Origin of the sequence: Agrobacterium sp. InxBP2, assembly GCF_026191755.1 — a bacterium.
GTDB lineage: Bacteria > Pseudomonadota > Alphaproteobacteria > Rhizobiales > Rhizobiaceae > Agrobacterium > Agrobacterium pusense.
The window spans coordinates 560047-585812 of record NZ_JAINDY010000029.1; the positions used below are offsets into that span (position 1 = coordinate 560047).

General features: G+C 60.3%; 21 protein-coding genes and 1 pseudogene. 15 read left to right on the top strand and 7 right to left on the bottom strand.

The genetic code is table 11. From position 1 onward, the window contains the following. Nucleotides 1–323: 323 nt before the first annotated feature. From K7A42_RS15125 to K7A42_RS15140, 4 genes are read right to left on the bottom strand one after another with little or no spacing between them, the layout of a single operon-like run. On the bottom strand, nt 324–1601 hold the full coding sequence (locus tag K7A42_RS15125; protein ID WP_282455486.1) for a dihydrolipoamide acetyltransferase family protein: 1278 nt from the start codon (nt 1599–1601) through the stop codon (nt 324–326). A 2-nt stretch (nt 1602–1603) separates the two neighbouring features. Further along, nucleotides 1604–2617 carry an alpha-ketoacid dehydrogenase subunit beta gene (locus tag K7A42_RS15130; protein WP_077985702.1) on the bottom strand — a complete coding sequence of 338 codons (1014 nt, stop codon included), beginning with the start codon at nt 2615–2617 and terminating at the stop codon, nt 1604–1606. Nucleotides 2618–2620: 3 nt separating this feature from the next. Then, complete coding sequence (locus K7A42_RS15135) at nt 2621–3859, bottom strand: 3-methyl-2-oxobutanoate dehydrogenase (2-methylpropanoyl-transferring) subunit alpha (protein ID WP_282455487.1); 1239 nt, start codon at nt 3857–3859, stop codon at nt 2621–2623. Between the two features lie 44 nt (nt 3860–3903). Further along, nucleotides 3904–5031, bottom strand: coding sequence for an acyl-CoA dehydrogenase family protein (locus K7A42_RS15140; RefSeq protein ID WP_282455488.1), 1128 nt, complete (start codon nt 5029–5031; stop codon nt 3904–3906). 302 nt (nt 5032–5333) lie between these two features. Here K7A42_RS15140 and K7A42_RS15145 point away from each other — a divergent pair, with 302 nt between their 5' ends. From K7A42_RS15145 to panB, 8 genes are all read left to right on the top strand, one after another. Continuing rightward, nucleotides 5334–5807 (top strand): Lrp/AsnC family transcriptional regulator, encoded by a 474-nt coding sequence (locus tag K7A42_RS15145; protein WP_004445535.1) that lies wholly within the window; start codon nt 5334–5336, stop codon nt 5805–5807. A gap of 75 nt (nt 5808–5882) precedes the next feature. Beyond that, a complete protein-coding gene (locus K7A42_RS15150; RefSeq protein WP_282455489.1) occupies nt 5883–7055 on the top strand; it encodes an isovaleryl-CoA dehydrogenase in 1173 nt (390 codons plus the stop codon). 9 nt (nt 7056–7064) lie between these two features. After that, nucleotides 7065–8666 carry a carboxyl transferase domain-containing protein gene (locus K7A42_RS15155; RefSeq protein WP_322784275.1) on the top strand — a complete coding sequence of 534 codons (1602 nt, stop codon included), beginning with the start codon at nt 7065–7067 and terminating at the stop codon, nt 8664–8666. A 7-nt stretch (nt 8667–8673) separates the two neighbouring features. After that, entirely contained in the window at nt 8674–10665 is a 1992-nt protein-coding gene (locus K7A42_RS15160) for an acetyl/propionyl/methylcrotonyl-CoA carboxylase subunit alpha (RefSeq protein WP_282455490.1), read from the top strand. A 1-nt stretch (nt 10666) separates the two neighbouring features. Beyond that, nucleotides 10667–11593, top strand: a complete 927-nt coding sequence (locus K7A42_RS15165) for a hydroxymethylglutaryl-CoA lyase (RefSeq protein ID WP_282455491.1) — start codon at nt 10667–10669, stop codon at nt 11591–11593. Next, on the top strand, nt 11583–12359 hold the full coding sequence (locus K7A42_RS15170; RefSeq protein WP_282455492.1) for an enoyl-CoA hydratase-related protein: 777 nt from the start codon (nt 11583–11585) through the stop codon (nt 12357–12359). Before K7A42_RS15165 ends, K7A42_RS15170 begins: the two co-directional genes overlap by 11 nt. 138 nt (nt 12360–12497) lie before the next feature. Further along, a complete protein-coding gene (gene panC / locus K7A42_RS15175; protein ID WP_282455493.1) occupies nt 12498–13376 on the top strand; it encodes a pantoate--beta-alanine ligase in 879 nt (292 codons plus the stop codon). Continuing rightward, nucleotides 13373–14215, top strand: coding sequence for a 3-methyl-2-oxobutanoate hydroxymethyltransferase (gene panB / locus K7A42_RS15180; protein WP_135855597.1), 843 nt, complete (start codon nt 13373–13375; stop codon nt 14213–14215). The genes panC and panB overlap by 4 nt, the downstream gene beginning before the upstream one ends. A gap of 192 nt (nt 14216–14407) precedes the next feature. Here the strand turns inward: panB and rhaI are convergent, their stop codons facing one another. Together rhaI and K7A42_RS15190 are read right to left on the bottom strand one after the other, a co-directional pair. Next, complete coding sequence (gene rhaI, locus K7A42_RS15185) at nt 14408–15700, bottom strand: L-rhamnose catabolism isomerase (RefSeq protein ID WP_282455494.1); 1293 nt, start codon at nt 15698–15700, stop codon at nt 14408–14410. A 189-nt stretch (nt 15701–15889) separates the two neighbouring features. Then, a complete protein-coding gene (locus K7A42_RS15190; RefSeq protein ID WP_282455495.1) occupies nt 15890–17986 on the bottom strand; it encodes a bifunctional rhamnulose-1-phosphate aldolase/short-chain dehydrogenase in 2097 nt (698 codons plus the stop codon). A gap of 197 nt (nt 17987–18183) precedes the next feature. Between K7A42_RS15190 and K7A42_RS15195 the strand changes: the two genes are divergently transcribed. From K7A42_RS15195 to K7A42_RS15225, 7 genes are all read left to right on the top strand, one after another. Beyond that, nucleotides 18184–19014, top strand: a complete 831-nt coding sequence (locus K7A42_RS15195; protein ID WP_004445548.1) for a DeoR/GlpR family DNA-binding transcription regulator — start codon at nt 18184–18186, stop codon at nt 19012–19014. Between the two features lie 50 nt (nt 19015–19064). Further along, nucleotides 19065–20075, top strand: coding sequence for a rhamnose ABC transporter substrate-binding protein (gene rhaS, locus K7A42_RS15200; protein WP_035211982.1), 1011 nt, complete (start codon nt 19065–19067; stop codon nt 20073–20075). Between the two features lie 224 nt (nt 20076–20299). Continuing rightward, complete coding sequence (locus K7A42_RS15205) at nt 20300–21835, top strand: sugar ABC transporter ATP-binding protein (protein ID WP_282455496.1); 1536 nt, start codon at nt 20300–20302, stop codon at nt 21833–21835. Nucleotides 21836–21846: 11 nt separating this feature from the next. Next, complete coding sequence (locus tag K7A42_RS15210) at nt 21847–22848, top strand: ABC transporter permease (protein WP_112553647.1); 1002 nt, start codon at nt 21847–21849, stop codon at nt 22846–22848. Next, nucleotides 22845–23855: an ABC transporter permease gene (locus K7A42_RS15215; protein WP_037091254.1), complete on the top strand. Its 1011-nt coding sequence runs from the start codon at nt 22845–22847 to the stop codon at nt 23853–23855. Before K7A42_RS15210 ends, K7A42_RS15215 begins: the two co-directional genes overlap by 4 nt. A 3-nt stretch (nt 23856–23858) precedes the next feature. Next, nucleotides 23859–24182 (top strand): L-rhamnose mutarotase, encoded by a 324-nt coding sequence (gene rhaM, locus K7A42_RS15220; RefSeq protein ID WP_207590178.1) that lies wholly within the window; start codon nt 23859–23861, stop codon nt 24180–24182. Next, nucleotides 24179–25561 (top strand): FGGY-family carbohydrate kinase, encoded by a 1383-nt coding sequence (locus K7A42_RS15225; RefSeq protein ID WP_282455497.1) that lies wholly within the window; start codon nt 24179–24181, stop codon nt 25559–25561. The genes rhaM and K7A42_RS15225 overlap by 4 nt, the downstream gene beginning before the upstream one ends. A 55-nt stretch (nt 25562–25616) precedes the next feature. On the opposite strand, the pseudogene K7A42_RS15230 reads toward K7A42_RS15225, so the two are convergent. After that, nucleotides 25617–25766 (bottom strand): annotated as a pseudogene (locus tag K7A42_RS15230) (alpha/beta hydrolase); the annotation flags it as partial.

Genomic DNA, 25766 nt, shown 5'->3' on the forward strand with positions numbered 1-25766 from the left:
TGCCGGCGGAGAGCGGACCGCCGGGCACCGGAGCGCCCTCGTCCGCGACTGTGATCGTGATGAGAAAACATGCTTCTCGTTCTTCTCTTCTATACCCGAAGATGACGAACGCAAGCCTATACCGATAGCGAAAGAGTTCCGTGAAGGCTGAAAACGCGGGCTAAGAAATGCGGTCATGACACGCATACGCCCTCATCCCTGTGCTCGTCACAGGAATCCAGCCGAGGCGCGTCTGCGCGACGGGACGAGTTCCTTTCAGCCCAAAGACTTGGGCTGGCTGGGTCCCTGTGACGAGCACAGGGAGGAGGGAGCACGGATCGCCTTCAATCGATGAAAATAAGCGCCGGCTTTTCCAGAAGCGCCTTGACGGCCTGTATGAAGACTGCCGCATCCCAGCCGTCCACGACACGATGATCGAAGCTCGAAGACAGGTTCATCATCCTGCGCGGCACAAAGCGAATTCCGTCCCAGACCGGCCGCGTCACGATCTTGTTGACGCCGATGATCGCCACTTCGGGGTAATTGATGATGGGCGTCGAAACGACACCACCCAACGCCCCAAGCGAGCTGATGGTGATGGTGGAGCCCATCAGTTCTTCCCGATGCGCCGTCCCGGTGCGAGCGGCTTCGGCAACGCGTGCGACCTCGTCTGCGCACTCCCAAAGGCCGAGCGCTTCCGCGTGGCGCACAACCGGAACGGTGAGGCCTGACGGTGTCTGCGTGGCAATGCCGATATGAACCGCCTCGTAGTGGCTGACGACACTTTTTTCATCGTCGAAAAGCGCATTCATACCAGGATGATCGGCAACGGCTTTGACAAGCGCGCGCATCAAAAATGGCAGGACCGTCAGTTTCGGCTGCCCGGAACGGCGGTTGCCGTTCATCGTAGCGCGCAGATCTTCCAGATCGGTCACGTCGACTTCTTCGACATAGGTGATGTGGGGAATGCGGGAGGCGGAAAGGACCATCTTCTCGGCAATCTTGCGCCTGAGCCCCGTCACCTTAACCTCTTCGACAGCGCTATCGTGGGGTGCCATCGGTTCAGTGCGTTCCGGCCGCCCCCGCACGGTTAAGAACGCGTCGAGATCCGCATGGGTAATATGCCCGTCGGGACCCGTTCCCTTGACCTGTGCAAGATCGATATCGAGATCGTCAGCACGCTGGCGAACGGCCGGAGATGCCAGCGGCTTATGGTGCAGTTCGACCGCAGGCGCCGTGTTGGCCTCCCCGGCTTCGCGCAGCACCGGGTGGGTTTCAACGGGTGGCGGCGTGTCCGTCATGTCGGCGGGCGCTTCCTCTTCCGTCATGCGGGTCGGCGCCTCCCCTTCCGGCGCGCTACCATTGGCAGCGACGGCAGCGACATCGGTTTCGATGCGCAGGAGCGGTGCTTTCACCGGCACCGTATTTCCCACCGTTACCGCGAGCCAGGTGACGACGCCCGCCACCGGCGAAGGGATTTCCACCGTCGCCTTGTCGGTCATCACCGCGGCCAGCACCATGTCCTCGTGCACAAGATCGCCCGGTTTGACGTTCCATTCCACGAGTTCGGCTTCCGCCACACCTTCACCGACATCGGGCATGGTTAGAATAAATTCTGCCATGATCAGGCCTCCATGACTTCGACAAGGGCGCGCCCGACGCGGGCTGGCCCCGGAAAATAGTCCCACTCCTGCGCATGGGGATAAGGCGTATCCCAACCTGCAACGCGCACGACGGGAGCCTCAAGGTGATAAAAACAATGTTCCTGCACCAGCGACACGACTTCTGCCCCGAAGCCGGAGGTCAACGTCGCCTCATGCACCATGACGCAGCGGCCGGTCTTGGAAACCGACTTCACGACGGTATCGAGGTCGAGCGGCAGCAGGCTGCGCAGATCGATGATCTCGGCGTCCACCCCCGTCTCTTCCGCCGCTGCCAGCGCCACATGCACCATGGTGCCATAAGCGATGACCGTGACATCGTTTCCGGGGCGGCGGATTTCGGCCTTGCCGATGGGAATGGTGTAGTGCCCTTCCGGCACCTCCCCCTTCTCGTGTTTGGACCATGGCGTTACGGGCCGGTCATGATGACCGTCAAACGGGCCGTTATAAAGCCGCTTCGGCTCCAGAAACATTACGGGGTCGGGGTCTTCGATGGACGCTATCAGTAGCCCCTTGGCGTCGTAAGGATTGGAAGGAACCACCACTTTCAGCCCGCAAACATGGGTGAAAAGCGCCTCCGGGCTCTGGCTATGCGTCTGGCCTCCGAAAATGCCGCCGCCGGTCGGCATGCGAAGAACGATCGGGCAGGTAAAATCCCCGTTTGAGCGATAACGGATACGCGCTGCCTCCTGGGTGATCTGGTCATAGGCGGGATACATGTAATCGGCGAACTGGATTTCGACACAGGGCCGCAATCCATAAGCGGCCATGCCGATGGCGGTGCCGACAATGCCGGATTCGCTGATAGGCGCATCGAAACAGCGGGTTTTACCGTATTTCTGCTGCAGCCCCTGTGTGGCGCGGAAAACGCCGCCGAAATAACCCACATCCTCACCAAAAACCACGACATCGTCGCTGCGTTCCATGGATACATCCATGGCGCTGCGGACGGCTTCAATCATCGTCATTCTTGCCATGTCTTACCATCCTGCCTTCTGGCGCTGGCGGACGAGATGCGCCGGCATCTCGGCGTAAACACCTTCGAAAATATCCTTCTTCGGCGGTTTTTTGCCCTCGTGCAGCGTGCCGTGGCTTTCCGCCTCGCGCTGGGCTTCCAGCACCTCATCGGCGATCTCCGCTTCCGCCTGCCGGTGCCGCTCTTCCGACCAGACGCCACGCAGGATGAGGTGTTTCTTCAACCTCAGGACAGGGTCGCCCAGAGGCCATGCTTCGGACTCGGTCTTCGGGCGGTAGGCGCTCGGATCGTCAGAGGTGGAATGCGCGCCGACGCGATAGGTGACGTATTCGATGAGCGTCGGGCCGAGATTGCGGCGCGCCCGCTCCACGGCCCAACGGGCCACGGCATAAACGGCCAGATAATCATTACCGTCGACCCGCAGTGCGGGAATACCGAAACCCAGCCCGCGTGCCGCGAAGGTCCCGGAGCCCCCGCGTGCAATGCCCTGAAAGGTGGAAATGGCCCATTGGTTGTTGACGATGTTGAGAACGACCGGCGCCTTGTAGGTCGATGCAAAAACCATCGCCGAATGAAAGTCCGACTCCGCCGTCGAGCCATCGCCAATCCAGGCGGCCGCAATCTTTGTATCACCCTTGATGGCCGATGCCATCGCCCAGCCCACCGCCTGGACATATTGCGTGGCGAGATTGCCGGATACGGTGAAGAAACCGTGTTCTTTGGAAGAGTAGAGGACCGGCAGTTGCCGCCCGTGCAGCGGATCGAGTTCGTTGGAATAGATCTGGTTCATCATGGTGACGAGCGGATAGTCGTCGGCGATCAGCAGACCTGCCTGCCGATAGGTCGGGAAGTTCATGTCGCCCTTGGAAAGCGCCTTGCGGAAGGCGCAACTCACTGCCTCCTCCCCAAGATGCTGCATATAAAAAGAGGTCTTGCCCTGCCGCTGCGCCATCAGCATGCGCGCATCGAAAGCCCGAAGCCTCATCATGTTCTTCAGACCCGTCAGCAGGTCGTCATCCGAAAGCAGCCCGGCCCAAGGTCCGACGGCCTCACCCTGATGATTAAGGACGCGAATGATCGAATAGGCGAGATCACGCATGCTTTCCGGCGCGGCATCCACTTCCGGGCGCGGCACGGAGCCGGCCTTGGGTATTTTTACATTGGAGAAATCCGGCTCCCCGCCGGGCCGCACCGCAGGTTCGGGAACATGCAGGCTGAGACGTGGCGTTTCTGATATATCCATTCTACTCCTCCCGTCGCGGTCTCCTCCAGACCGCGAAACAATCCTCAAAGGTTCCTCGCGATCACCATCCGCTGGACATCGCTTGTCCCCTCGTAAATCTGGCAGATGCGCACATCGCGATAGATCCGCTCCACCGGATAATCCGCCATGTAGCCGTACCCGCCGTGGATCTGGATGGCGTCCGAACAAACGCGTTCGGCCATTTCCGACGCGTAGAGCTTGGCCATCGAAGCCTCGGAAAGGCAGGGCTCGCCCGCCTCCTTCAGCGCCGCCGCATGCAGCACCAGCTGCCGCGCCGCCTGAATACGCGTCGCCATATCCGCGAGACGAAACGCTACCGCCTGATGTTCGATGATCGCCTGCCCGAAGGCCTTGCGCTCGCGGGCATAATCCCGCGCCGCCTCAAATGCCGCCTGAGCCATGCCCACCGCCTGCGCCGCGATGCCGATGCGGCCGCCTTCCAGATTGGCGAGCGCAATGCGGTAACCCTGACCTTCCTCACCGAGCCGTAAATCGGCAGGAATGGCCATGCCTTTGAAAGCGATCTGGCAGGTATCGGACGAGTGAAGGCCGAGCTTTTCTTCGACCCGGATAACCTCATAGCCCGGCGTGTCGGTGGGCACGATGAAGGCGCTGATACCCTTCTTGCCTGCCGCTGCATCCGTAACGGCAAAAACAATGACGACATCGCCATTCTTACCCGAGGTGATGAACTGCTTCGCGCCATCAAGAATATAGTGATCGCCATCGCGACGCGCCCTGGTCTTGAGATTTGAGGCATCGGAGCCAGCCTGTGGTTCGGTCAGCGCAAAGCCACCGATCCATTCGCCGGAGGCAAGCTTCGGCAGAAAACGCTGCTTCTGGTCCTCGGTCCCGAATTTTAGGATCGGCACGCAGCCGACCGAATTATGGACGCTCATGATGGTGGAACAGGCACCGTCCCCTGCAGCGATTTCCTCCAGCGCCAGCGCATAAGCGACAGCACCGGTTTCCGCCCCGCCATACTCTTCGGACACCAGCATGCCGAGGAAGCCGAGCTCGCCCATCGCTTTCAATTCTTCCTCCGGGAAACGGCTTTCCCGGTCACGCGAAGCGGCGCCAGGGGCAAGCCTTTCCCGCGCAAAGTCGCGGGCCATATCTCTGATCTGCTGCTGGGATTCAGTGAGCATCATCGCCGCCTCCCGCCAAAAAGCAGAAGCGTATCAGGCGCGTCGCCAGCTGGAATTGGTCGCGAGGGCTGCCCTTGAAAGCACGGGCGGCCCCATCGATCACGACAGGGTCATGCACAGCCAAATTCACCTCCCTTGGCCAGCCCTGACGTGAGGAACCGGCCCGCCGCAAATCTCCTCCAGACCGCGACTGACGTGAACGCTATCACTATCTCGAATTCATTTCAAAGCTATTTTGATTGACAGTTTTTTGATTGGCGATATCTTTGATCCAACAAATAGTCATATCATAGAGCAAATGATCCATGATTGAGCTCGACAGTTTCGACCAGAAGATTCTGCATGTTCTCGGCGATGACGGGCGGGTCAGCTGGCGGGATCTTGCGGCTCGGATAGGCCTTTCCTTCACGCCAACGTTGCGCCGCGTGCGCAAGCTCGAAGAGGAAGGGATCATTCGCGGCTATACCGCCGTGTTTGACGAGAACCGGCTGCTCGGCAATATGGGTGTCTTCATCTCCGTCACGCTGGAGCGGCAGATTAAGGAAGCGCTGACGACATTCGAACATCATGTGGCCTCCATTCCCGAGGTGGTGGGTGGTTACCAGACGAGCGGCAGTTCCGATTATCTGATCCACGCCATGGTGCGGGATCTGCCGCATTACCAGCAGCTGCTGGATTTCCTGACCACCGTTCCCGGCGTGTCGCGCATCCAGTCCAACTTTGCCATCAAGACATTCGTGCGCCGTTCCGCCGCCTTCACCGGGGGTGACACGCCGTAAATAAGGGCTGCCGGCGCGGAGGAGGTGCCGGCTGCTGACAAAAGGGACGGCCCGCCGTCCGGAGGAGGAGACGCGATGAGTTTGAACCTCGCCGCCATTTTCGATGCCGATCTCGGCCCGGAAATCGCAGCATTACGCGACAGCGCAAGTGCATTTGCCGATGATAAAATCGCCCCGCTGGCGGCCGAGATCGACAGGGACGACCGCTTCCCGCGTCAGCTCTGGCCTGAAATGGGCGAGCTTGGCCTGCACGGCATCACCGTTTCGGAAGAATTCGGCGGCGCCGACATGGGCTATCTCGCCCATTGCGTGGCGATGGAGGAAATAAGCCGGGCTTCCGCCTCCATTGGCCTTTCCTACGGCGCCCATTCCAACCTCTGTATCAACCAGATCCATCGCTGGGGCACGCAAGAGCAGAAGCAGAGATATCTGCCGAAACTCGTCTCCGGCGAACATGTCGGTTCGCTCGCCATGAGCGAGACGGAGGCCGGTTCGGATGTCGTCTCGATGCGGCTGAAGGCGGAACGCAGGGGCGACCGCTATGTGCTGAACGGTGCGAAAATGTGGATCACCAACGGCCACGAGGCCGATACGCTGGTCGTTTACGCCAAGACCGACATGTCCGCCGGCCCTCGCGGCATCACCGCCTTCCTCATTGAAAAAGGCTTCAAAGGGTTTCGTCCGGCCCAGAAACTCGACAAGCTCGGCATGCGCGGTTCCCCCACCTCGGAACTCGTGTTCGAGGATTGCGAGGTGCCGGAGGAAAACATCCTCGGGCGGTTGAATGACGGCGTGGCGGTGCTGATGAGCGGGCTGGATTACGAGCGCGCCGTGCTGGCCGCCGGCCCTGTTGGTATCATGCAGGCGGCCATCGATCTGGTGCTGCCTTATGCCCGCGAGCGCAAGCAATTCGGCAAACCGATCGGTGAATTCCAGCTCGTGCAGGGTAAGCTCGCGGATATATATTCGGCGATGAACGCATCGCGCGCTTATGTCTATTCCGTGGCCCGGGCCTGCGACAATGGCCGCATCACGAGGCAGGATGCGGGGGGGGCTATCCTCTTCGCCGCCGAGCGGGCGACGCAGGTGGCGCTGGATGCAATCCAGCTTCTCGGCGGCTCCGGTTACGTGAATGAAAGTCCGGCCGGGCGGCTGCTACGCGATGCCAAGCTTTACGAAATCGGCGCAGGCACCAGCGAAATTCGCCGGATGCTGATCGGCCGCGAACTGGTCAAGGGCAACGGGTGAGGACACGCGATGAAGCTAACATCCAGCCTGAACCGCGACCCCGCCTTCGCTGCCAATGTCGAGTTCATGTCGGGTCTGGTGGATGACCTGCGCCGACACGTCGAAAAAATCTCCAGAGGCGGCGGCGACAAGGCCCGTGAACGGCATCTTTCCCGTGGCAAATTGCTGGTACGTGACCGCATCGAGACACTTCTCGATCCCGGCAGTCCATTCCTCGAATTCTCGCAATTTGCAGCTTACGAGGTTTATGACGAACCCGTTCCGGCCGCCGGCATTGTCACCGGCATCGGCAGGGTCTCGGGCCGAGAATGTGTAATCGTCGCCAATGATGCGACCGTGAAGGGCGGCACCTATTATCCGCTGACGGTGAAGAAACATCTGCGCGCGCAGGAGATTGCCGCCGAGAACCGCCTGCCCTGTATTTACCTCGTGGATTCCGGCGGCGCGAACCTGCCCAATCAGGACGAAGTGTTTCCCGACCGCGATCATTTCGGCCGCATCTTCTACAATCAGGCCAATATGTCGGCGAAAGGCATCGCCCAGATCGCCGTGGTGATGGGCAGCTGCACGGCGGGCGGGGCCTATGTGCCTGCGATGAGCGACCAATCCGTGATCGTCAAAAACCAGGGCACGATCTTCCTTGGCGGCCCGCCGCTGGTGAAGGCGGCAACAGGTGAGGTGGTGAGTGCGGAAGAGCTGGGCGGTGCGGATGTGCACTCCCGGCAATCCGGCGTCACCGATCATTTTGCCCATGACGACCGCCACGCGCTGGCGCTGACCCGGCGGATTGTCTCAACCCTCAACCGCCGCAAGCAGGTGGAGCTGGATATCCGTGAACCGGCAGAACCGCTTCACCCGCCCGAAGAGCTTTACGGCATCGTTCCCGCCGATACGCGCAAACCCTTCGAGGTACGTGAGATCATCGCCCGTCTGGTGGATGGTTCTGAATTTGATGAGTTCAAGGCGCTTTATGGCACGACGCTGGTCTGTGGTTTCGCCCATATCCATGGCTATCCCGTTGGCATCATCGCCAATAACGGCATCCTGTTTTCGGAATCGGCGCTCAAAGGCGCGCATTTCATCGAGCTCTGCTGCCAGCGCGGTATTCCCCTGGTTTTCCTGCAGAACATCACCGGCTTCATGGTCGGCAAGGCCTATGAGGCAGGCGGCATCGCCAAGGACGGCGCCAAGCTGGTCACTGCTGTTGCGTCGGCGAAAGTGCCGAAATTCACCGTCATCATCGGCGGCTCCTTCGGGGCCGGTAATTACGGCATGTGCGGCCGGGCATATTCGCCCCGCTTCCTCTGGATGTGGCCGAATGCCCGCATTTCCGTGATGGGCGGCGAGCAGGCGGCCTCCGTTCTGGCACAGATTCGCCGCGACGGTATTGAAGCTGATGGCCGGCACTGGTCGAAGGAAGGCGAAGAGGCGTTCAAGCAGCCGATCCAGGAAAAATACGAACGGGAAGGCCATCCCTATTATGCCAGCGCGCGGCTTTGGGACGACGGTATCATCGACCCAAAGGATACCCGCCTCGTCCTCGGCCTCGGTCTGTCCGCCGCGCTCAACGCACCCATTGAACCCACCCGTTTCGGCATATTCAGGATGTGAGGCGACGATGTTTTCGAAAATACTCATCGCCAACAGGGGCGAGATCGCCTGCCGCATCATCCATACCGCCCGCAAAATGGGCATTCGTACCGTCGCCGTTTATTCCGATGCCGATCGTGACGCCATGCATGTGGCGCTTGCCGACGAAGCGATTGCAATCGGCGCTGCACCCGCGCGTGCCTCCTATCTCGATGGCGAAAAGATCATCGCCGCAGCGAAGACAAGCGGCGCAGAAGCCATTCATCCGGGTTACGGTTTCCTTTCGGAAAATGCCGGTTTCGCCGAAGCCTGTGCCGCCGCCGGGCTGGTGTTCATCGGCCCACCGGCCGCGGCGATCCGCGCCATGGGCGGCAAAAGCGAAGCAAAGGCACTGATGGCCAAGGCTGGCGTGCCCGTGGTTCCCGGTTATCACGGTAAGGACCAGGCGGAGGAACGGCTGGGGAATGAGGCGGAAGCCATAGGCTATCCTGTCCTGCTAAAGGCTTCGGCCGGCGGCGGCGGCAAGGGCATGCGCATCGTCAGGCAAAAACGTGAATTTGCAGCGGAACTTGCCGGGGCAAAACGCGAGGCGTCGGCCGCCTTCGGTGATGACCGCATGCTGATCGAAAAATATCTCGAACGGCCGCGCCATGTGGAGGTGCAGATCTTTGCCGATAGCCACGGCAATTGTTTTTCCCTTTTCGAACGTGACTGCTCCATCCAGCGCAGGCATCAGAAGGTTTTGGAAGAAGCCCCTGCCCCCGGCCTGCCGGATGCGCTCAGGCAACGTATGTATGAAGCGGCAACCGCCGCCGCCCGCGCGATCGACTATCGCGGTGCGGGAACCGTGGAATTCCTGCTCGATCCTTCCGGCGCATTCTATTTCATGGAAATGAATACGAGGCTTCAGGTCGAACATCCCGTGACCGAGTATATTACCGGTCTCGATCTGGTCGAATGGCAGATCCGTGTTGCGGATGGTGAAACGTTACCGCAGGACTGGGCCGATCTCAGCATACATGGTCATGCCATCGAGGCCCGTATCTATGCCGAAGACCCGGCGCATGATTTCCTGCCCTCGGTTGGCACCATCAGCCATCTCGTTTTCCCCGATCAGGGCCCTCACGTCAGGATCGACAGCGGCATCCGCTCCGGCGACGCCATCACCGTGCATTACGATCCGATGATCGCCAAGCTTATCGTCTGGGATCGGGACCGAGCCTCAGCCGTGCGGCGTCTGACGCTGGCGCTGGAAAATCTGGCGATCTGCGGCGTTACCAGCAACGCCGCCTTTCTGACACGGCTTGCCCGATTGGAAGCTTTCGCCTCAGCCGACCTCGATACGGGTTTCATCACCCGCAACGAGGCTTCGCTCTTTGCTCCAGCCGCGAGTGATGGAAGTGTCATCGCCCTCGCCGCGCTTGGCCTGCTGCTCTCCCGCCGCACAAGCGGAATGTCGCAATCAGAGGCGGATCCCCATAGCCCGTGGAACACGAAGGTCGCATTCCGCCTCAACGCACCGGCGCGGGAAACGCTGAATTTCATGTTTGATAACCAGCCGTTAAGCGTCGGCGTCACGCATGAGGGTGATGAATTCACGCTCGCAATCGAGGGGCGGACGATCCGGGCCTACGGCAGCCTTTCCGATGACGGCCAGCTCCTTGCAACCTTGGACGGCCGGAAAAGTCAGGGCTATTTCTTCGCAGAGACCGGCACCTATGCGCTTTTCCTGCATGGCGAGCCTTACCGCATCAGCCAGCCAGATCCCATCGAAATCGCGGATTCTTCCGTTCACGCCGCTGGCCTGGAAGCTCCCATGCCGGGCGTGATCCGCGCGGTGCTCAGCCGAAACGGTGCTGTCGCGGAGGCCGGCGACGCGCTTGTGGTGATGGAAGCGATGAAGATGGAGCATACGATCCGTGCGCCGGCGAAGGGCATCGTCAAGGCCATCAATTGCAATGAAGGCGATATGGTCGCTGCCGGCGCGGTGCTGGTGAATTTCGAGCCGGAAGGAGCATGAGATGAGCTTGCCCCGAACCGTCAGGATCGTTGAGGTTGGCGCACGTGACGGCTTGCAGAACGAGACCACCGAGGTTCCGACCGCGACAAAAATCGAGCTGATCGAGCGGCTGGCTGCAGCAGGACTGAGAACGGTGGAAGCGGGCGCTTTCGTCTCACCCAAAAAAGTGCCGCAGATGGCGGGGTCGAAAGAGGTGTTTAGAGGCCTCGAAAGGCGAGCGGGAACGGCCTATCCGGCGCTTGTTCCCAACATGAGAGGTTTCGAAGCTGCCATTGAAGCCGGTGTCACGGAAATCGCGGTTTTCGTGTCCGCCTCCGAAGGTTTCAGCCGGCACAACATCGGCTGTTCGCGCGCCGAAAGCCTAGACCGTCTGCGCGATGTCGCGGATGCCGCTGCCGTGCGAAATATCCGCATGCGCGGTTACCTTTCCTGCATTGCCGGCTGCCCCTATGACGGAGCAGTTGCGCCCGATGACGTGGCGGCGATGGCCGATGCCCTTATTGCGCTCGGCTGCCATGAAATCTCGCTGGGTGATACGATCGGCATCGGCACGGCGGGCCAGATCCGCAACATCATCGAGCGGGTCTCGGCACATATCGCGCTTGAAAAACTTGCCATGCATTTCCACGATACCTACGGACAGGGCGTCGCCAACGTGCTGGCTTCGCTTCAACAGGGCATAACGACGTTCGACAGTTCCGTCGCCGGGCTGGGCGGTTGCCCCTTCGCGCCAGGCGCGAGCGGCAACGTCGCCACCGAAGACGTCATTTATCTGCTGGCGGGACTTGGCATAGAAACCGGCGTCGACCTGATGGCCGTGGCGACAACCGGTGACTGGATAAGCAGGCATCTGGGCAGGTCCAATGCAGCGCGTGCCGGCAAGGCGCTTCTCGCCGCGAAACAGAAGGGTGACGCCCATGGCAAATGAGGTGTTGAGCGAGAAACGCAAGGATGTTCTGTGGCTGACTCTCAACCGACCGGAGGTGCATAATGCCCTGAATGCCGCGATGACCGATGCGCTCACCCATGCGATCCGCGCAGCCTCCGGCGACCATGGCCTGCGCGCCGTTGTGATAACGGCAGCGGGAGAACGCAGTTTCTGTTCGGGTGCAGATCTGAAGGAAAGTGCGGGCGGCATGTTCCTGTCCCGGGACGGCACGAACCCTATAGCCGACGTCATGCGCGCCATAGAAGGCTGCGACAGGCCCGTCATCGCCCGCATCAATGGCCGGGTTCTGGCGGGCGGGCTTGGCCTCGTTGCCGCCTGCGATCTCGTCTATGCAGCCGATCATGCCGAATTCGGCCTGCCGGAGGTGAAGGTCGGTGTTTTCCCCGCCATGGTCGCAGCGAAACTTCTGGCAAAAATTCCATTGGGCGGGCTTCAGGAAATGGCTTATCTCGGCCACACGGTCAGCGCCAGTGAGGCGACACGTCTCGGGCTCATAAACCGCGCCGTTCCCCTCGCCAGCCTCGACGGCCTGATCGAAGAGGTTCTTGCAACGCTGCGGCACAATGCACCGGGTGCCATCGCGGCCGGAAAGGCGGCGCTGCTCGCCATGCGCGACATGCCATCGGCGGAGCGGCTCGTCTTCGCCGAACGCACCATCGCCGTCGTCAGCGGCAGTGATGAGGCGCGGGAGGGACGTCTGGCCTTTGCGGAAAAACGTCCCCCGCGCTGGACCGGCAAGCCCTGAGGCCAGACAGGCAGGGTGTGTCGATCGCCAACTCCGTTAATCGATATAATGGGTTTGACCGCGTTGACCCCGTTTCACAAATCGCGTTCTATCCAGCACCTTTCGCCGGAGGGTGATCGGGAAGCCGGAGGAGACCCTATGCGCCTTGTAAAAACTGTCGCCGAATTGCGCGATGCGATCGCCGTCTTTCGCCGCGCCGGCAAAACCGTCGGCTTCGTACCGACGATGGGTTTCCTCCATATCGGTCATCTCACGCTGGTTTCCAGGGCGAAGGCAGAAAACGACGTGACGGTGGTTTCCATCTTTGTCAATCCGCTGCAATTCGGCGCCAATGAGGATCTGGCCCGCTATCCGCGCGACCTCGCCCGCGACAGCGCGCTTCTGGAGGAAGCTGGCGTCGACATTCTTTTCGCGCCCGAAGTCTCGGAGATGTATCCGCGTCCAATGGCAACCGTCGTTGACGTGCCGGAACTCGGCAGCCAGCTGGAAGGCGCGGTTCGGCCGGGGCATTTCGCCGGTGTTGCAACCGTGGTGACGAAGCTTTTTAATCTTGTTCAGCCAGATTCGGCCTATTTCGGTGAGAAGGACTATCAGCAGGTAACGTTGATCCGCCGCATGGTCGAGGACCTCGCCCAGCCGGTCAGGGTCGTTCCTGTCACAACCGTGCGGGAGCCGGATGGGCTCGCCTGCTCCTCACGCAACGTCTATCTGAGCGCCGAGGAACGTGCCGCCGCCGTGATCGTTCCGCGGGCGCTGAACGAGGCGGAACGGCTTTATGACCTGGGATTGGATGACCCCGCCGCGTTCGAAGCGGCTCTCGAAACATTTATCGCCGCCGAGCCTTTGGCATGTCCCGACGTCGTTGCGGTACGCGATCCCGATACGCTGGCACCCGTTGCTTCCGTGCAGGCAGGGCCAATATTGGTAGCGCTGTTCGTGCGCCTCGGCAGCACAAGGCTTCTCGACAACCGCGTCATTGGCCGCGAGAGAACAGAGAAAAGGAAGGCCGCCCAATGAGCGCCCATGGAAAACAAAAACGGCTGACGACGGCCTCCATCCGGCAGATGAAGGGCGAGGCGCGCATCGTTTGCCTGACCGCCTATACCACACCGATCGCCCGCCTGCTTGACCCGCATTGCGACCTGCTGCTGGTCGGCGATTCCCTCGGCATGGTGCTCTACGGCATGGATACCACAGTCGGCGTGACGCTGGACATGATGATCGCCCATGGCCGTGCCGTCATGCGCGGCGTCGAACATGCCTGCGTCATCGTTGATCTGCCCTTCGGAACCTATCAGGAATCCAAAGAACAGGCCTTCCGCAACGCGGCGCGGCTGATGCAGGAAACCGGCTGCGACGGCGTGAAGCTGGAGGGAGGCGAGGAAATGGCGGAGACCATCGCCTTCCTGGTAGCCCGCGGCATTCCCGTCTTCGGCCATGTCGGTCTGATGCCGCAGCTTGTTCACACGGCTGGCGGCTTCCGCTCGCTGGGGCATTCTGATGCGGAAACGCAAAAGATCTGGCGTGACGCGATTGCGGTGGATCAGGCGGGCGCCTTCGCCATCGTCGTGGAAGGCACAGTCGAGCCCCTGGCCCGCGAGCTGACGGAAAAACTTGCCGCGCCCACCGTTGGCATCGGCGCATCGCCAGCCTGTGACGGGCAGGTGCTGGTTTCCGACGACATGCTCGGCCTCTTCACCGACTTCAAACCGAAATTCGTCAAGCGTTTCGCCGATCTGGGCCCGACGATCTCCGAAGCGGCGGCGGCCTATGCCGATGAGGTTCGCGCAGGGGCGTTTCCCGGGCCCGAACATACGTTTCAGGTGCGCCGACAACCGCCTTCTGGGACGTCGTGAAGGCGCAGCGGGCGGGGGCGCTTCGTGACCAACACCTTCACCTTCGTCATGCTCGGGCCTCTCCCGAGCATCTATTACCGATCGATTTCATGTAAAGCAGGCAGATCCTCGGTACAATGCCGGGGATGACGTCGAGATAGGGGCAAGGTGTGTAGTCAGCCTCGGCTCCCCCCTGTTCCAACGACACCGAATTTACACAATCCCGCCGCTGCCGCCAACCGAAACCGGGCGCTTCGCCGCAACCTGCTCGCGATAGCCGCTTGCCCGATAGGCCGCAATCGGATCAATCGCGCCGCCTGCCAGTTGCCGCGCCTGAGCGAGAATTGGTTCGACATCGGTGCGGTAGGCCCGCTTCAGCACATCTGAAGCCATCAATGCATCATTGTCCTGCTGGTAGCCGTCAAGAGCCACACGATCCACCAGCAGCGCCTGCGCATAGGCGCGACGGATTTCGTTGGCGCTGGAGATCAGGCTTTCGATCGGGTCCGTCACATTATGCGACTGATCTATCATGTGGGCGGGATGGAAACCCTTTACCCCGCGATGTTCGGCGTCGACAAGTTCGTTGAAAACCAGGAACAGGCGGTAAGGGTCGATTGAGCCGGCATCCAGATCGTCATCGCCATATTTGCTGTCGTTGAAGTGGAAACCACCGAGCTTGCCGAACTGTATCAGCCGGGCGACGATCATTTCGATATTGGTGTTGGGCGCATGGTGACCAAGATCAACGAGGCAGAAGGCCTTGTCGCCGAGCGCATTGGCGATAAGATAATTGGTGCCCCAATCCTGGACGACGGTGGAATAAAAGGCCGGCTCATACATCTTGTGTTCGGAAAAGATGCGCCAGTCATCCGGCAGCGCCTTGTAGATGTCGGCCATTGCGGCGAGATAACGCTCGAAACTTCTGGTGAAATTGCTCTGTCCGGGGAAGTTGGAGCCGTCACCCACCCAGACCGTCAGGGCCTTGGAGCCGATGGCCCTACCGATTTCGATACATTCGAGATTGTGTTCCACCGCCTGCCGGCGTGTGGCGGCGTCGGTGTGGCTGAGCGAGCCGTATTTGTAGGAATGGCTCTGGCCCAACGCATCCGAAAACGTGTTGGAGTTCATGGCGTCGAAGCCGAGACCCAGCGCATCCGCATGGGCTTTCAGGCGTTTCGGGTCTTCCTTGTCCCACGGAATATGCAGTGAAACATTGGGCGTCGCCCGCGTCAGCTGGTTGATGACGGCGCAGTCATCGAGCTTGTCGAAAATGCCGCGCGGTTCGCCCGCGCCGGGAAAACGGGCAAAACGGGTTCCGCCGGTACCGACGCCCCAGGAGGGCACGGCAACGAAAAATTCGGCGACCCTGGTTGTGACGGCCTCGATATCGATATTGCGGCGCGCGAGCTGGTTGCCAAGCGCCTGATAATCGTCATTCAAAGCAGCAGCGCGCTTTTCGTTTTCAGCCGCGATCACATCGGCGGCGATTGTCGTCTCGGTCATTTTTTCCTCCCGAACGATGAACACAACAGGTGCTTCGACCCGCGACACCACCACCCCGTCATTCCGGCCTTGAGCCGGAATCCAGCCAGCCCAAGTCTTTGGGCTGAGAAGACTCTCCCGCCGCGCAGATACGCGACTGCTGGATTCCGGTTCAAGGCCGGAATGACGGAGGTGGGACCTGCCGGACGTCTACCGCGTAAAACTCTGCGCATTACCGGCATCAACATTGATGATGTTGCCGGTCGACTTGGCCGAAGCGTCGGACGCCAGGAAGTAGATCGCCTCGGCGATATCTTCCGGAAAGACATTGAGTTTTAGCATGGAGCGCTTGCGGTAATGTTCCTCCAGGTCGGTCACTTCGATCTTGGAAGAGGCCGCGCGCTGCTCGCGCCATTCGCCGCTCCAGATCTTCGAACCGCGCAGCACGGCATCGGGATTGACGGTGTTGACGCGAATGCCGGCCTCCGCCCCCTCAAGCGCAAGGCAACGGGCGAGATGAATTTCTGCCGCCTTCGCGGTGCAATAGGCCGAGGCATTGGGCGAAGAGGCGAGGCCGTTCTTGGAAGCGACAAAAACGACGTTGCCGCCGAGATTCTGGCGCCGCAGCAGCCGGAATGCTTCTCGCGAAACGAGGAAATAGCCTGTCGCGAGAATGTCGATATTCTTGTTCCACATGGCAAGCGTCGTATCTTCCACGGGAGCGGAAGAAGCGATGCCGGCATTGGAAACGAGGATATCCACGCCTCCGAATTCCACACTCGCTTCCGCGAAGGCGGAAATCACTGCATTCTCCTGCGTCACGTCAAGCTTGACGGTACGCACCGCATCCGCGCTGTACCGCTTGACGAAATCGCCCTTCGCAGCCTCCAGTGCCGCTTCGTCGATATCGGCCAGCACCACACAGGCACCCTCGCCCGCCAGCCGCTCCGCCGTTGCCCGGCCGATACCGCCGGCGCCGCCAGTAACGAAGGCCACGCGGCCCGCAAGGCTCCTCGGCTTCGGCATGCGCTGCAGCTTCGCTTCTTCCAGCAGCCAATATTCGATATCGAAGGCTTCCTGCTCGGGAAGACCCTGATACTCCGACACGGTGGACGCGCCACGCATGACATTAATGGCGTTGACATAAAATTCGCCAGCGATGCGGGCCGTGGCCTTGTCTTTAGCGAAAGACAGCATGCCGACGCCGGGGATGAGGAATATCACCGGGTTCGGATCACGCATTTTTGGCGAATTGTCATGGCGGCAAGCTTCATAATAGCGCGTGTAATCCGCGCGATAGTCCTCCAGCGCCTTGTCTAGGCTGGCCGTCAGCGCATCCACATCTGGATTTGCGGTATCGAGATCAAGGATCAGCGGACGAATTTTCGTGCGCAGGAAATGGTCAGGGCAGGATGTGCCCAGCGCACCGAGCGGTTTCAAATCCTTCGAATTGACGAATTCCAGAACGGCATCCTGATCGTCAAAATGGCCGAGCTTGCGTTCTTCACGGCCGATGCGGCCACGGATTTCCGGCATCAGCCGGGCAGCGATGGCACGACGTTCGGCAAGAGGTAGGCTCTTGGCAACGGCACCGCCGAAAATGACCTTGCCTTCGGTCTTTCCCGCAAACCATTCGATTGCCTTGTTGATGATGGCGAGCGTCAGTTCGTAACATGCCTTGGCGTCGTTATCCCAGGTGAAGAGGCCGTGACTTTCCAGCACCACGCCCTTGGCCCTGGGATTGGCCTTGACGAAGGCTTCGAGATCAAGACCCAACTGGAAACCGGGACGACGCCAGGGCAGCCAGCCGATTTCATCGCCAAAGATCTGCTGCGTCAGTTCTTTCGAATTCTTCGAGGCGGCAATCGCAATGATCGCATCCGGATGCATATGATCGACATGATCATAGGGCACGAAACCATGCAGCGGCGTATCGATTGAGGCGGCGCGCGGATTGAGGTTGAAGGTGCAGTGCGGCAGGAAACCGACCATGCGGTCCTCGTCTTCAACGCCCTTATAAATGCCCTTCAGCGCTTCCAGCTTGTCGAGATAAAGCGTTGCAAAACCATCAAGCTTGATGGTGCCGACATCGCCGCCGGAGCCCTTCACCCACATGACGCGGACCTTCTCGCCCGTCAGGGGATCGGTTTCAAGCACCTTTGCCGATGTGTTCCCGCCGCCGTAATTGGTGATGCGCTTGTCGGCACCGAGCAGGTTGGAGCGGTAAAGAAGCTTTCCCGGCTCATCGAGCGTCCCGGCATAAGCATCGTCCCAACGGCTTTCGAGAAGGCGGGATGTTCCCGTCATGTCTTCCTCCCACATGGTCTTCATTCGCGAACCGACACCGGTCCGCCTCCTTTGACGGCAGGTATCGCGCATCCAAAAGCCCAATGTCAATCAAAAACGATCATAAATTTTCATGTTGCAGCGCGATATTGATTAATTTGATCGTTGTTGATTGACAACGTAAAGAGATTGCGAATAATCACGATCAGGAGGACCAAATGCACGAACGCGAACGCCATCGCATCATCTTGAGCGCCATACAGGAAAAACCTGTGGTGACGGTGCAGGATATTGCGGAATTGACGGATGCGTCGGAAGCGACCATTCGGCGGGATATTGCGTCCCTGCACGTGCAGGGCAAATTGCGGCGCGTGCGCGGCGGTGCGGAAGCGGTGCATCCGCCGCAGCTCGGCAATCTGGCCGCGCGGCCTTTCCGCGTGTCCGAATCAGTCAATATCGACAAGAAACGCGCAATTGCGCGCAAGGCGGTCGATCTCTGCAATGATGGCGATGCGATCATCCTGAATGGCGGCACCACGACATTCCAGATGGTGCATTATATGGCGGCGCGCCGCCTGCAGGTGATGACCAATTCTTTCGCCATCGCCGAGCATCTGGTGAAGCATTCCAAATGCAATGTCAGCGTGCCGGGTGGCGCGATCTATCGTGACCAGAGCCTGATCCTGTCACCCTTCGAGAATGACGCAATCCGCAACTTCTATGCACGGCGGATTTTTCTCGGGGCGCAGGGCGTGGGTGCGCTCGGCATCATGGAATCCGACGCGCTGGTCATACAGAGCGAGCAGAAGCTGATGCGGCAGGCGGAAGAGCTGATCGTGATGGTCGATTCCTCGAAATTCAGGAAACGGTCCAGCCTCATTCTCTGCCCGCTCGAGAACGTCTCGACCATCATCACCGATGACGGGATTTCTGACGAGGCGGCAAGGATGGTGGAAGATGCCGGGGTAGAGCTGCTGATCGCCGGCGCCGTGGCGGACGCGAAAACGGCCGGTCCGCCGGATGAGGAGAATTCTTCGTCGGTCGCTTGAGGAGCGCCGGCAGGGAAGTTGCAAGGTTCAAAAACGGGAGGAAAAGGGACATGAAACTTACACGCAGAACATTGACGAGCATACTCGCGCTCGGCGCGGCACTCTCCGTCGCCGGCCTCGGCGGCGTTGCACAGGCCGCCGACGTGAAGATCGCGCTGGTGGTGAAATCGCTTGGCAACGGCTTTTTCGAAGCCGCCAACAAGGGCGCACAGGAGGCCGCAAAGGACCTCGGCGGAGTCGAGATCATCTATACCGGCCCGACCAGCACAACGGCGGAAGGCCAGATCGAAGTCATCAATTCGCTGATCGCGCAGGGCGTCGACGCCATTGCCATTTCCGCCAACGATCCCGACGCCGTGGTTCCGGCGCTGAAGAAGGCGGCGCAGCGCGGCATCAAGGTGATTTCCTGGGATTCCGGCGTTGCGCCCGAAGGACGGATTCTTCAGCTCAACCCCTCGTCCAACGCGCTGATCGGCAAGATGTGCCTGCAGCTCGCAGCATCGCATCTGGAAGGCGGCAAGGGCGATTTCGCCATTCTTTCGGCTACCACCACCTCCACGAACCAGAATATCTGGATCGATGAGATGAAGAAGCAGCTGAAGGACTTCCCCGGCCTCAACCTCGTCACGACGGTCTATGGCGACGACCTCGCCGACAAGAGCTACCGCGAAGCACAGGGCCTTCTCTCCTCGCAGCCGAATGTGAAGGTCATCGTCGCGCCAACGACGGTCGGCGTTCTCGCCGCTTCGCAGGCCGTGAAGGATGCCGGCAAGATCGGTCAGGTCTATGTCACCGGTCTTGGCCTGCCTTCCGAAATGGCCGGCGCCATCAAGTCGGGCGCGACCAAGGAATTCGCCATCTGGAACCCCATCGACCTCGGCTATTCCGCCACCCAGATCGCCTATCGCCTCGTGAAGGGCGAAACCGACGGCAAGCCGGGTTCGGAAATTGAAGCCGGCCGTATGGGCAAGATCAAGGTTGGTGAAAACAGCGAAGCGGCGATGGCTGATCCGTTTGTTTATGACGCGAAGAATATCGATCAGTTTTCGAAGATTTTTTGATCTGAGAAGTTGCTGACCGCGGGCGGAGGGTTACCCCCTCTGCCCTGCCGGGCATTTCCCCCTAAAGGGGGGAGATCGACTCGCGGATAAGTTTCGCCCATCTCGACATTTGCGAATGAAGTGGTGGTAGAGCCTCCTGCCGATCTCCCCCTCGAGGGGGAGATGCCCGGCAGTGCAGAGGGGGTAGCTCCTCGCCGCTTCACACAAACCGACCGGTAAGACGAATGATGCGTGCCGAACCCCAAATCCTAAACGCTGCAGAAGCTCCCAGCGCCACGCCCATTCTCGAAATGCGCGGCATCAGCCAGATATTCCCGGGCGTCAAGGCGCTGGATGGCGTCGATATTGCGCTTTACCCCGGCAAGGTCACCGCCCTGATCGGCGAAAACGGCGCGGGCAAATCCACGCTCGTCAAGATCCTCACCGGCATCTATCGCCCGAACGAGGGCGAAATCCTTCTCGACGGCCAGCCCGTCAATTTTCACAGCGCACAGGATGCCATCGATGCCGGCGTGACGGCCATTCATCAGGAAACCGTGCTGTTCGATGAGCTTTCCGTCGGTGAAAACATCTTTCTCGGTCATGCCCCGAAGGGCCGTTTCGGCCTGATCGACTGGAAGACCATCAATACGCGTGCCAGAATTCTGCTTGAACAGCTCGAAAGCGCCATCGATCCGACGATCCGGCTGAAAGACCTGTCGATCGCACAGCGCCACCTCGTCGCCATTGCCCGCGCCCTGTCGGTCGAGGCGCGCATCGTCATCATGGACGAACCGACCGCCGCCCTTTCACGCAAGGAAATCGATGATCTCTTCCGCATCGTCGAAAACCTGAAGCGGCAGGGCAAGGCTATTCTCTTCATCAGCCACAAATTCGATGAGGTCTATGAGATTGCAGAAAACTATGCCGTCTTCCGGGACGGCAGGATGGTGGGCGCCGGCACGCTCACGACCACCCCGCAGGATGAAATCGTTCGGCTGATGGTTGGCCGTGATGTAACGAATGCCTTTCCCAAGCAGGCTGTTACGCTGGGTCCCACGGTTCTTTCAGTCCGCGATTACTCTCATCAGACCGAGTTTCGCGATATCTCTCTCGAGCTACGCAAGGGCGAAATTCTTGGCCTTTACGGGCTGATCGGCGCCGGGCGTTCGGAGCTTTGCCAGTCGCTGTTCGGCATCACCCGCCCGGCATCGGGTGAAGTGATGTTGAACGGCCAACCCATCACAATCCGCTCGCCGGAAGATGCCATCCGCGCCGGTATCGTCTACGTGCCGGAGGAGCGCGGCCGCCACGGTCTGGCGCTCGACATGCCGATCTACCAGAACATGTCGCTGCCTTCACTTACTCGCACCTCGCGCAAGGGCTTTCTGGCCGCCGCCAACGAATTCGCGCTTGCGCGCAAATATGCCTCGCGGCTCGATCTGCGCGCCGCCGCCCTTTCGGTGCCGGTCGGTACGCTTTCAGGCGGCAACCAGCAGAAGGTGGTGATCGGCAAATGGCTCGCCACGCGGCCAAAGGTCATCATTCTCGATGAGCCGACAAAGGGCATCGATATCGGCTCCAAGGCAGCGGTGCACGGCTTCATCAGCGAGCTTGCGGCCGAAGGCCTGTCGATCATCATGATCTCGTCCGAACTTCCCGAAATCCTCGGCATGTCCGACCGCGCCATCGTCATGCGCGAAGGCCTGATGGCGGGCCAGTTCGAACGCGCCGATTTTTCCCCGGAAAAGCTGGTGCGCGCCGCCACCGGCAATGCCTGAGAGGGGCTAACATGCAACGTCTACTCAAAAACCGCGAATGGCTGCTGGCGGGTATCATCATCGTCATGATCGCCGGTTTTGCGATGCGCGCCCCCGGCTTCGGCCGGCCCGGCAATCTCGTCAACATCTTCAACGATACCTCCATTCTCATCATTCTGGCGCTGGGCCAGATGGCGGTCATCCTTACAAAATCCATCGACCTCTCGGTCGCAGCCAATCTTGCCTTTACCGGTATGGCGGTGGCGATGACCAACGCTGCCTTTCCGGGCATTCCGCTGCCGCTTCTTATCGTCATGGCTGTCGGCATCGGCGCGTTTCTCGGCTCGCTCAACGGCGTTCTGGTCTGGTGGCTCGGCATTCCGCCCATCGTCGTCACGCTTGGTACACTCACCATCTATCGCGGCATGGCCTTCGTGCTTTCGGGCGGCGGCTGGGTGAATGCGCACCAGCTATCCCCCACTTTCCTCAACGTGCCGCGCACCATGCTTCTCGGCATGCCGGTCCTTTCCTGGGTGGCGATCCTCATCATCGCCGGCGCCTGGCTGGTGCTCGGCCGGACTTCCTTCGGCCGCTCCGCTTATGCCTCCGGCGGTAATCCGAGTGCAGCCGTTTATGCGGGCATCGATGTCGGCCGCACGCGCTTCTTCGCCTTCGTGCTCTCGGGCGCGCTCGCCGGTCTCGCCAGCTATCTCTGGGTGTCGCGTTACGCGGTTGCTTATGTCGACATTGCCGCCGGCTTCGAACTGGACAGCGTGGCGGCAAATGTGATCGGCGGCATTTCGATTGCGGGCGGCATCGGTTCGGTGGCGGGTGCCGTGCTTGGCGCGCTGTTCCTCGGCGTCATCAAGAACGCGCTCCCCGTCATTGGCATCTCGCCCTTCGCGCAGATGGCGATATCAGGCGTCGTCATCGTGCTCGCCGTCGTCTTCAACGCCCGCGCCGAAGCCAGGAAAGGCCGCATCATCCTGCGGGACCGCGCCGCAGGTGATCAGCCCAAGGAGGCCGCAGCATGAGCACGCCGTCCCATTCAACACAAAGCCCGCGCATCATTCCAGACAAGCTGGGAACACCTCTACGGCGCATCATGGGCAGCTGGGAAGTGCTGCTGCTCGGCGTCGCGATCCTGATCTTCATCGCCAATTCGCTGGCCTCGCCCTATTTCCTCAATGCCTGGAACCTGTCTGATGCGACCTTCAATTTCACGGAAAAGGCCATCATTGCATTTGCAATGGCGCTGCTGATCATCGCCGGTGAGATCGATCTCTCGGTCGCCGCCATCATCGCGCTCGCGTCCACCGCCATGGGCGCTGCGGTGCAGATGGGCGCCGGCACACCGGGCCTTGTTGCGATCGGCATCGGCACCGGGCTTTTGTGCGGCGCCTTCAACGGGTTCCTGGTCGCCGGGCTGAAACTGCCGTCCATCGTCGTCACCATCGGTACCATGAGCCTGTTTCGCGGCATTTCCTATATGGTGCTGGGTGATCAGGCCTATGGCAAATACCCCGCCGATTTCGCCTATTTCGGTCAGGGTTACGTCTTCTGGGTGATTTCGTTCGAATTCGTCCTGTTTATCGCCATGGCCATTCTCTTCGCCATTCTGCTGCATGCCACCAATTTTGGCCGGCAGGTCTATGTGATCGGCACCAACCCGTTCGCCGCCCGTTTTTCCGGCATCCCCGTAGAGCGGGTGAAGTTCATCCTCTTCCTGCTCACGGGCCTGATGAGCGGCATTGCCGCCGTCTGCCTCACCTCGCGGCTCGGTTCGACGCGGCCGTCGATTGCTCAGGGTTGGGAGCTGGAGGTCGTCACGATGGTTGTGCTGGGCGGGGTGTCGATCCTCGGCGGCTCCGGCACCATCGCAGGCGTCGTCATCGCAGCCTTCGTTATGGGCCTCGTCACCTTCGGGCTTGGTCTTTTGAATGTGCCCGGCATCGTCATGTCAATCTTCGTTGGCCTGCTGCTGATCATCACCATCGCCATCCCCATCGTTGTCCGCCGCCTTCGGTCCATGAGAAGCTGAGCCATGACGGAACTCGAAAAATACGCCTTCAAGATGAAACTCTTTCCGGGAAAAGAGGCCGAATATAAAAAGCGCCATGACGAGATATGGCCGGAACTGGTGACGCTGCTGCACGAGGAAGGGGTGAGTGACTATTCCATTCATCTCGACCCGGAAACCAACATCCTTTTCGGCGTGCTGACGCGCCCGAAGACCCATCGCATGGCGGCTCTGCCAGAGCATCCCGTGATGAAAAAGTGGTGGGCCCACATGGCCGATATCATGGAGAGCAATCCCGATAATTCGCCGGTCGCAAAAGACCTGGTGACGGTGTTCCATCTGCCATGAGCAAGAGCACCAGACCGGACCGCGTCGCGGTCATCGATATCGGCAAGACCAACGCCAAGGTCGTCGTCATCGACACCGGCAGCGGCGAGGAGATTGCCAGCAAAAAACAGGCGAACCCCGTCCTCCGCGATGGAATTTATCCGCATTACGATGTGGAGATGCTCTGGCGCTTCATTCTCTCCACGCTTCAGCGTTTCGGCCAGAAGCCCGGCTTCGATGCGATTTCCATCACGACCCATGGCGCTTCGGCAGCACTTCTCGATGGGAACGGCGACCTCGCCATGCCTGTGCTCGATTATGAACACAGCTATCCCGCAGCCATTGAGGAAGCCTATCACAACATCCGGCCCGATTTTGCCGAGAGCGGTTCACCACAGCTTCCCGCCGGGCTGAACCTTGGCGCGCAAATCCATTTCCAGAAGACGGCCTTTCCGAACGATTTCGCCAGGGTGCGCAGCATCGTTACCTATCCACAATATTGGGCGGGACGTCTGACCGGCATTCGGGCCACGGAAACGACCTCGCTCGGCTGTCATACCGATCTCTGGAACCCGCCCCGGAAGAGCTTCTCCTCGCTCGTCGAGCGTCTCGGTATCGAGACGTTAATGGCGCCGGTCCGCTCCGCTTTCGATGTCCTGGGTACAATCCACCAATCACTGGCAATCGAAACCGGCCTTTCGCCGCATATGCCGGTCTATTGTGGAATCCACGATTCCAACGCCTCGCTCCTGCCGCATCTTCTGCGCCGCGACGGTGATTTTTCGGTCGTCTCCACCGGCACCTGGGTGGTGAATTTCGCCATTGGCGGTGCGGCGGGTGCGCTCGATCCCATCCGCGACACACTCCTGAATGTCGATGCTTTCGGCCGTCCCGTTCCCTCCTCCCGCTTCATGGGCGGCAGGGAATATGAAATGCTGGCACAGCAATTCGGAGAAGCAAAGGACGAAGCAATAGACGCAGCTCTCGGCGGCGTTGTGGCCGGGGGCATGATGCTGCTGCCGAGTGTTGTCAGCGGCTCCGGCCCGTTTCCGGACAAGACGGCGCAGTGGCTCAGCGATAAAAACGCCACCGCTGCAGAGCGACACGCGGCGACATCGCTTTACCTGGCGTTGATGACGGAATTCAGCCTTTCGCTCATCGGGCGGAAAGGTCCCATCCTTGTCGAAGGCCCTTTCGCCAGCAACGCCCTTTATCTGAAGGCGCTGGCCGGCTTTGCAGAGACGGACGTAACGGCGGTCGAAGGATCAACCGGCACCAGCGCGGGCGCGGCCCTGCTTACCGGCATCAAACCGCTTGCCGGTCGAGAGCGCCATTTCACGCCGCACGACATTCCCGGTCTCACCTCTTACCGCAATGTCTGGCGAGGCCGCCTCGCCTGATGCGAAACGCAAAATGCGGCCGAATGATCGGCCGCATTGTGATGTCGCAAAAGTATCAGCCCTTGATGAAGGCCAGCAGATCGGCGTTCAGCACATCGGCATTGACGGTGAGCATGCCATGCGAGAAGCCGGGATAGGTCTTCAGCGTGCCGTTTTTCAGCAGCTTCACCGATTTCAGGGCGGAGTCGGCGATCGGAACGATCTG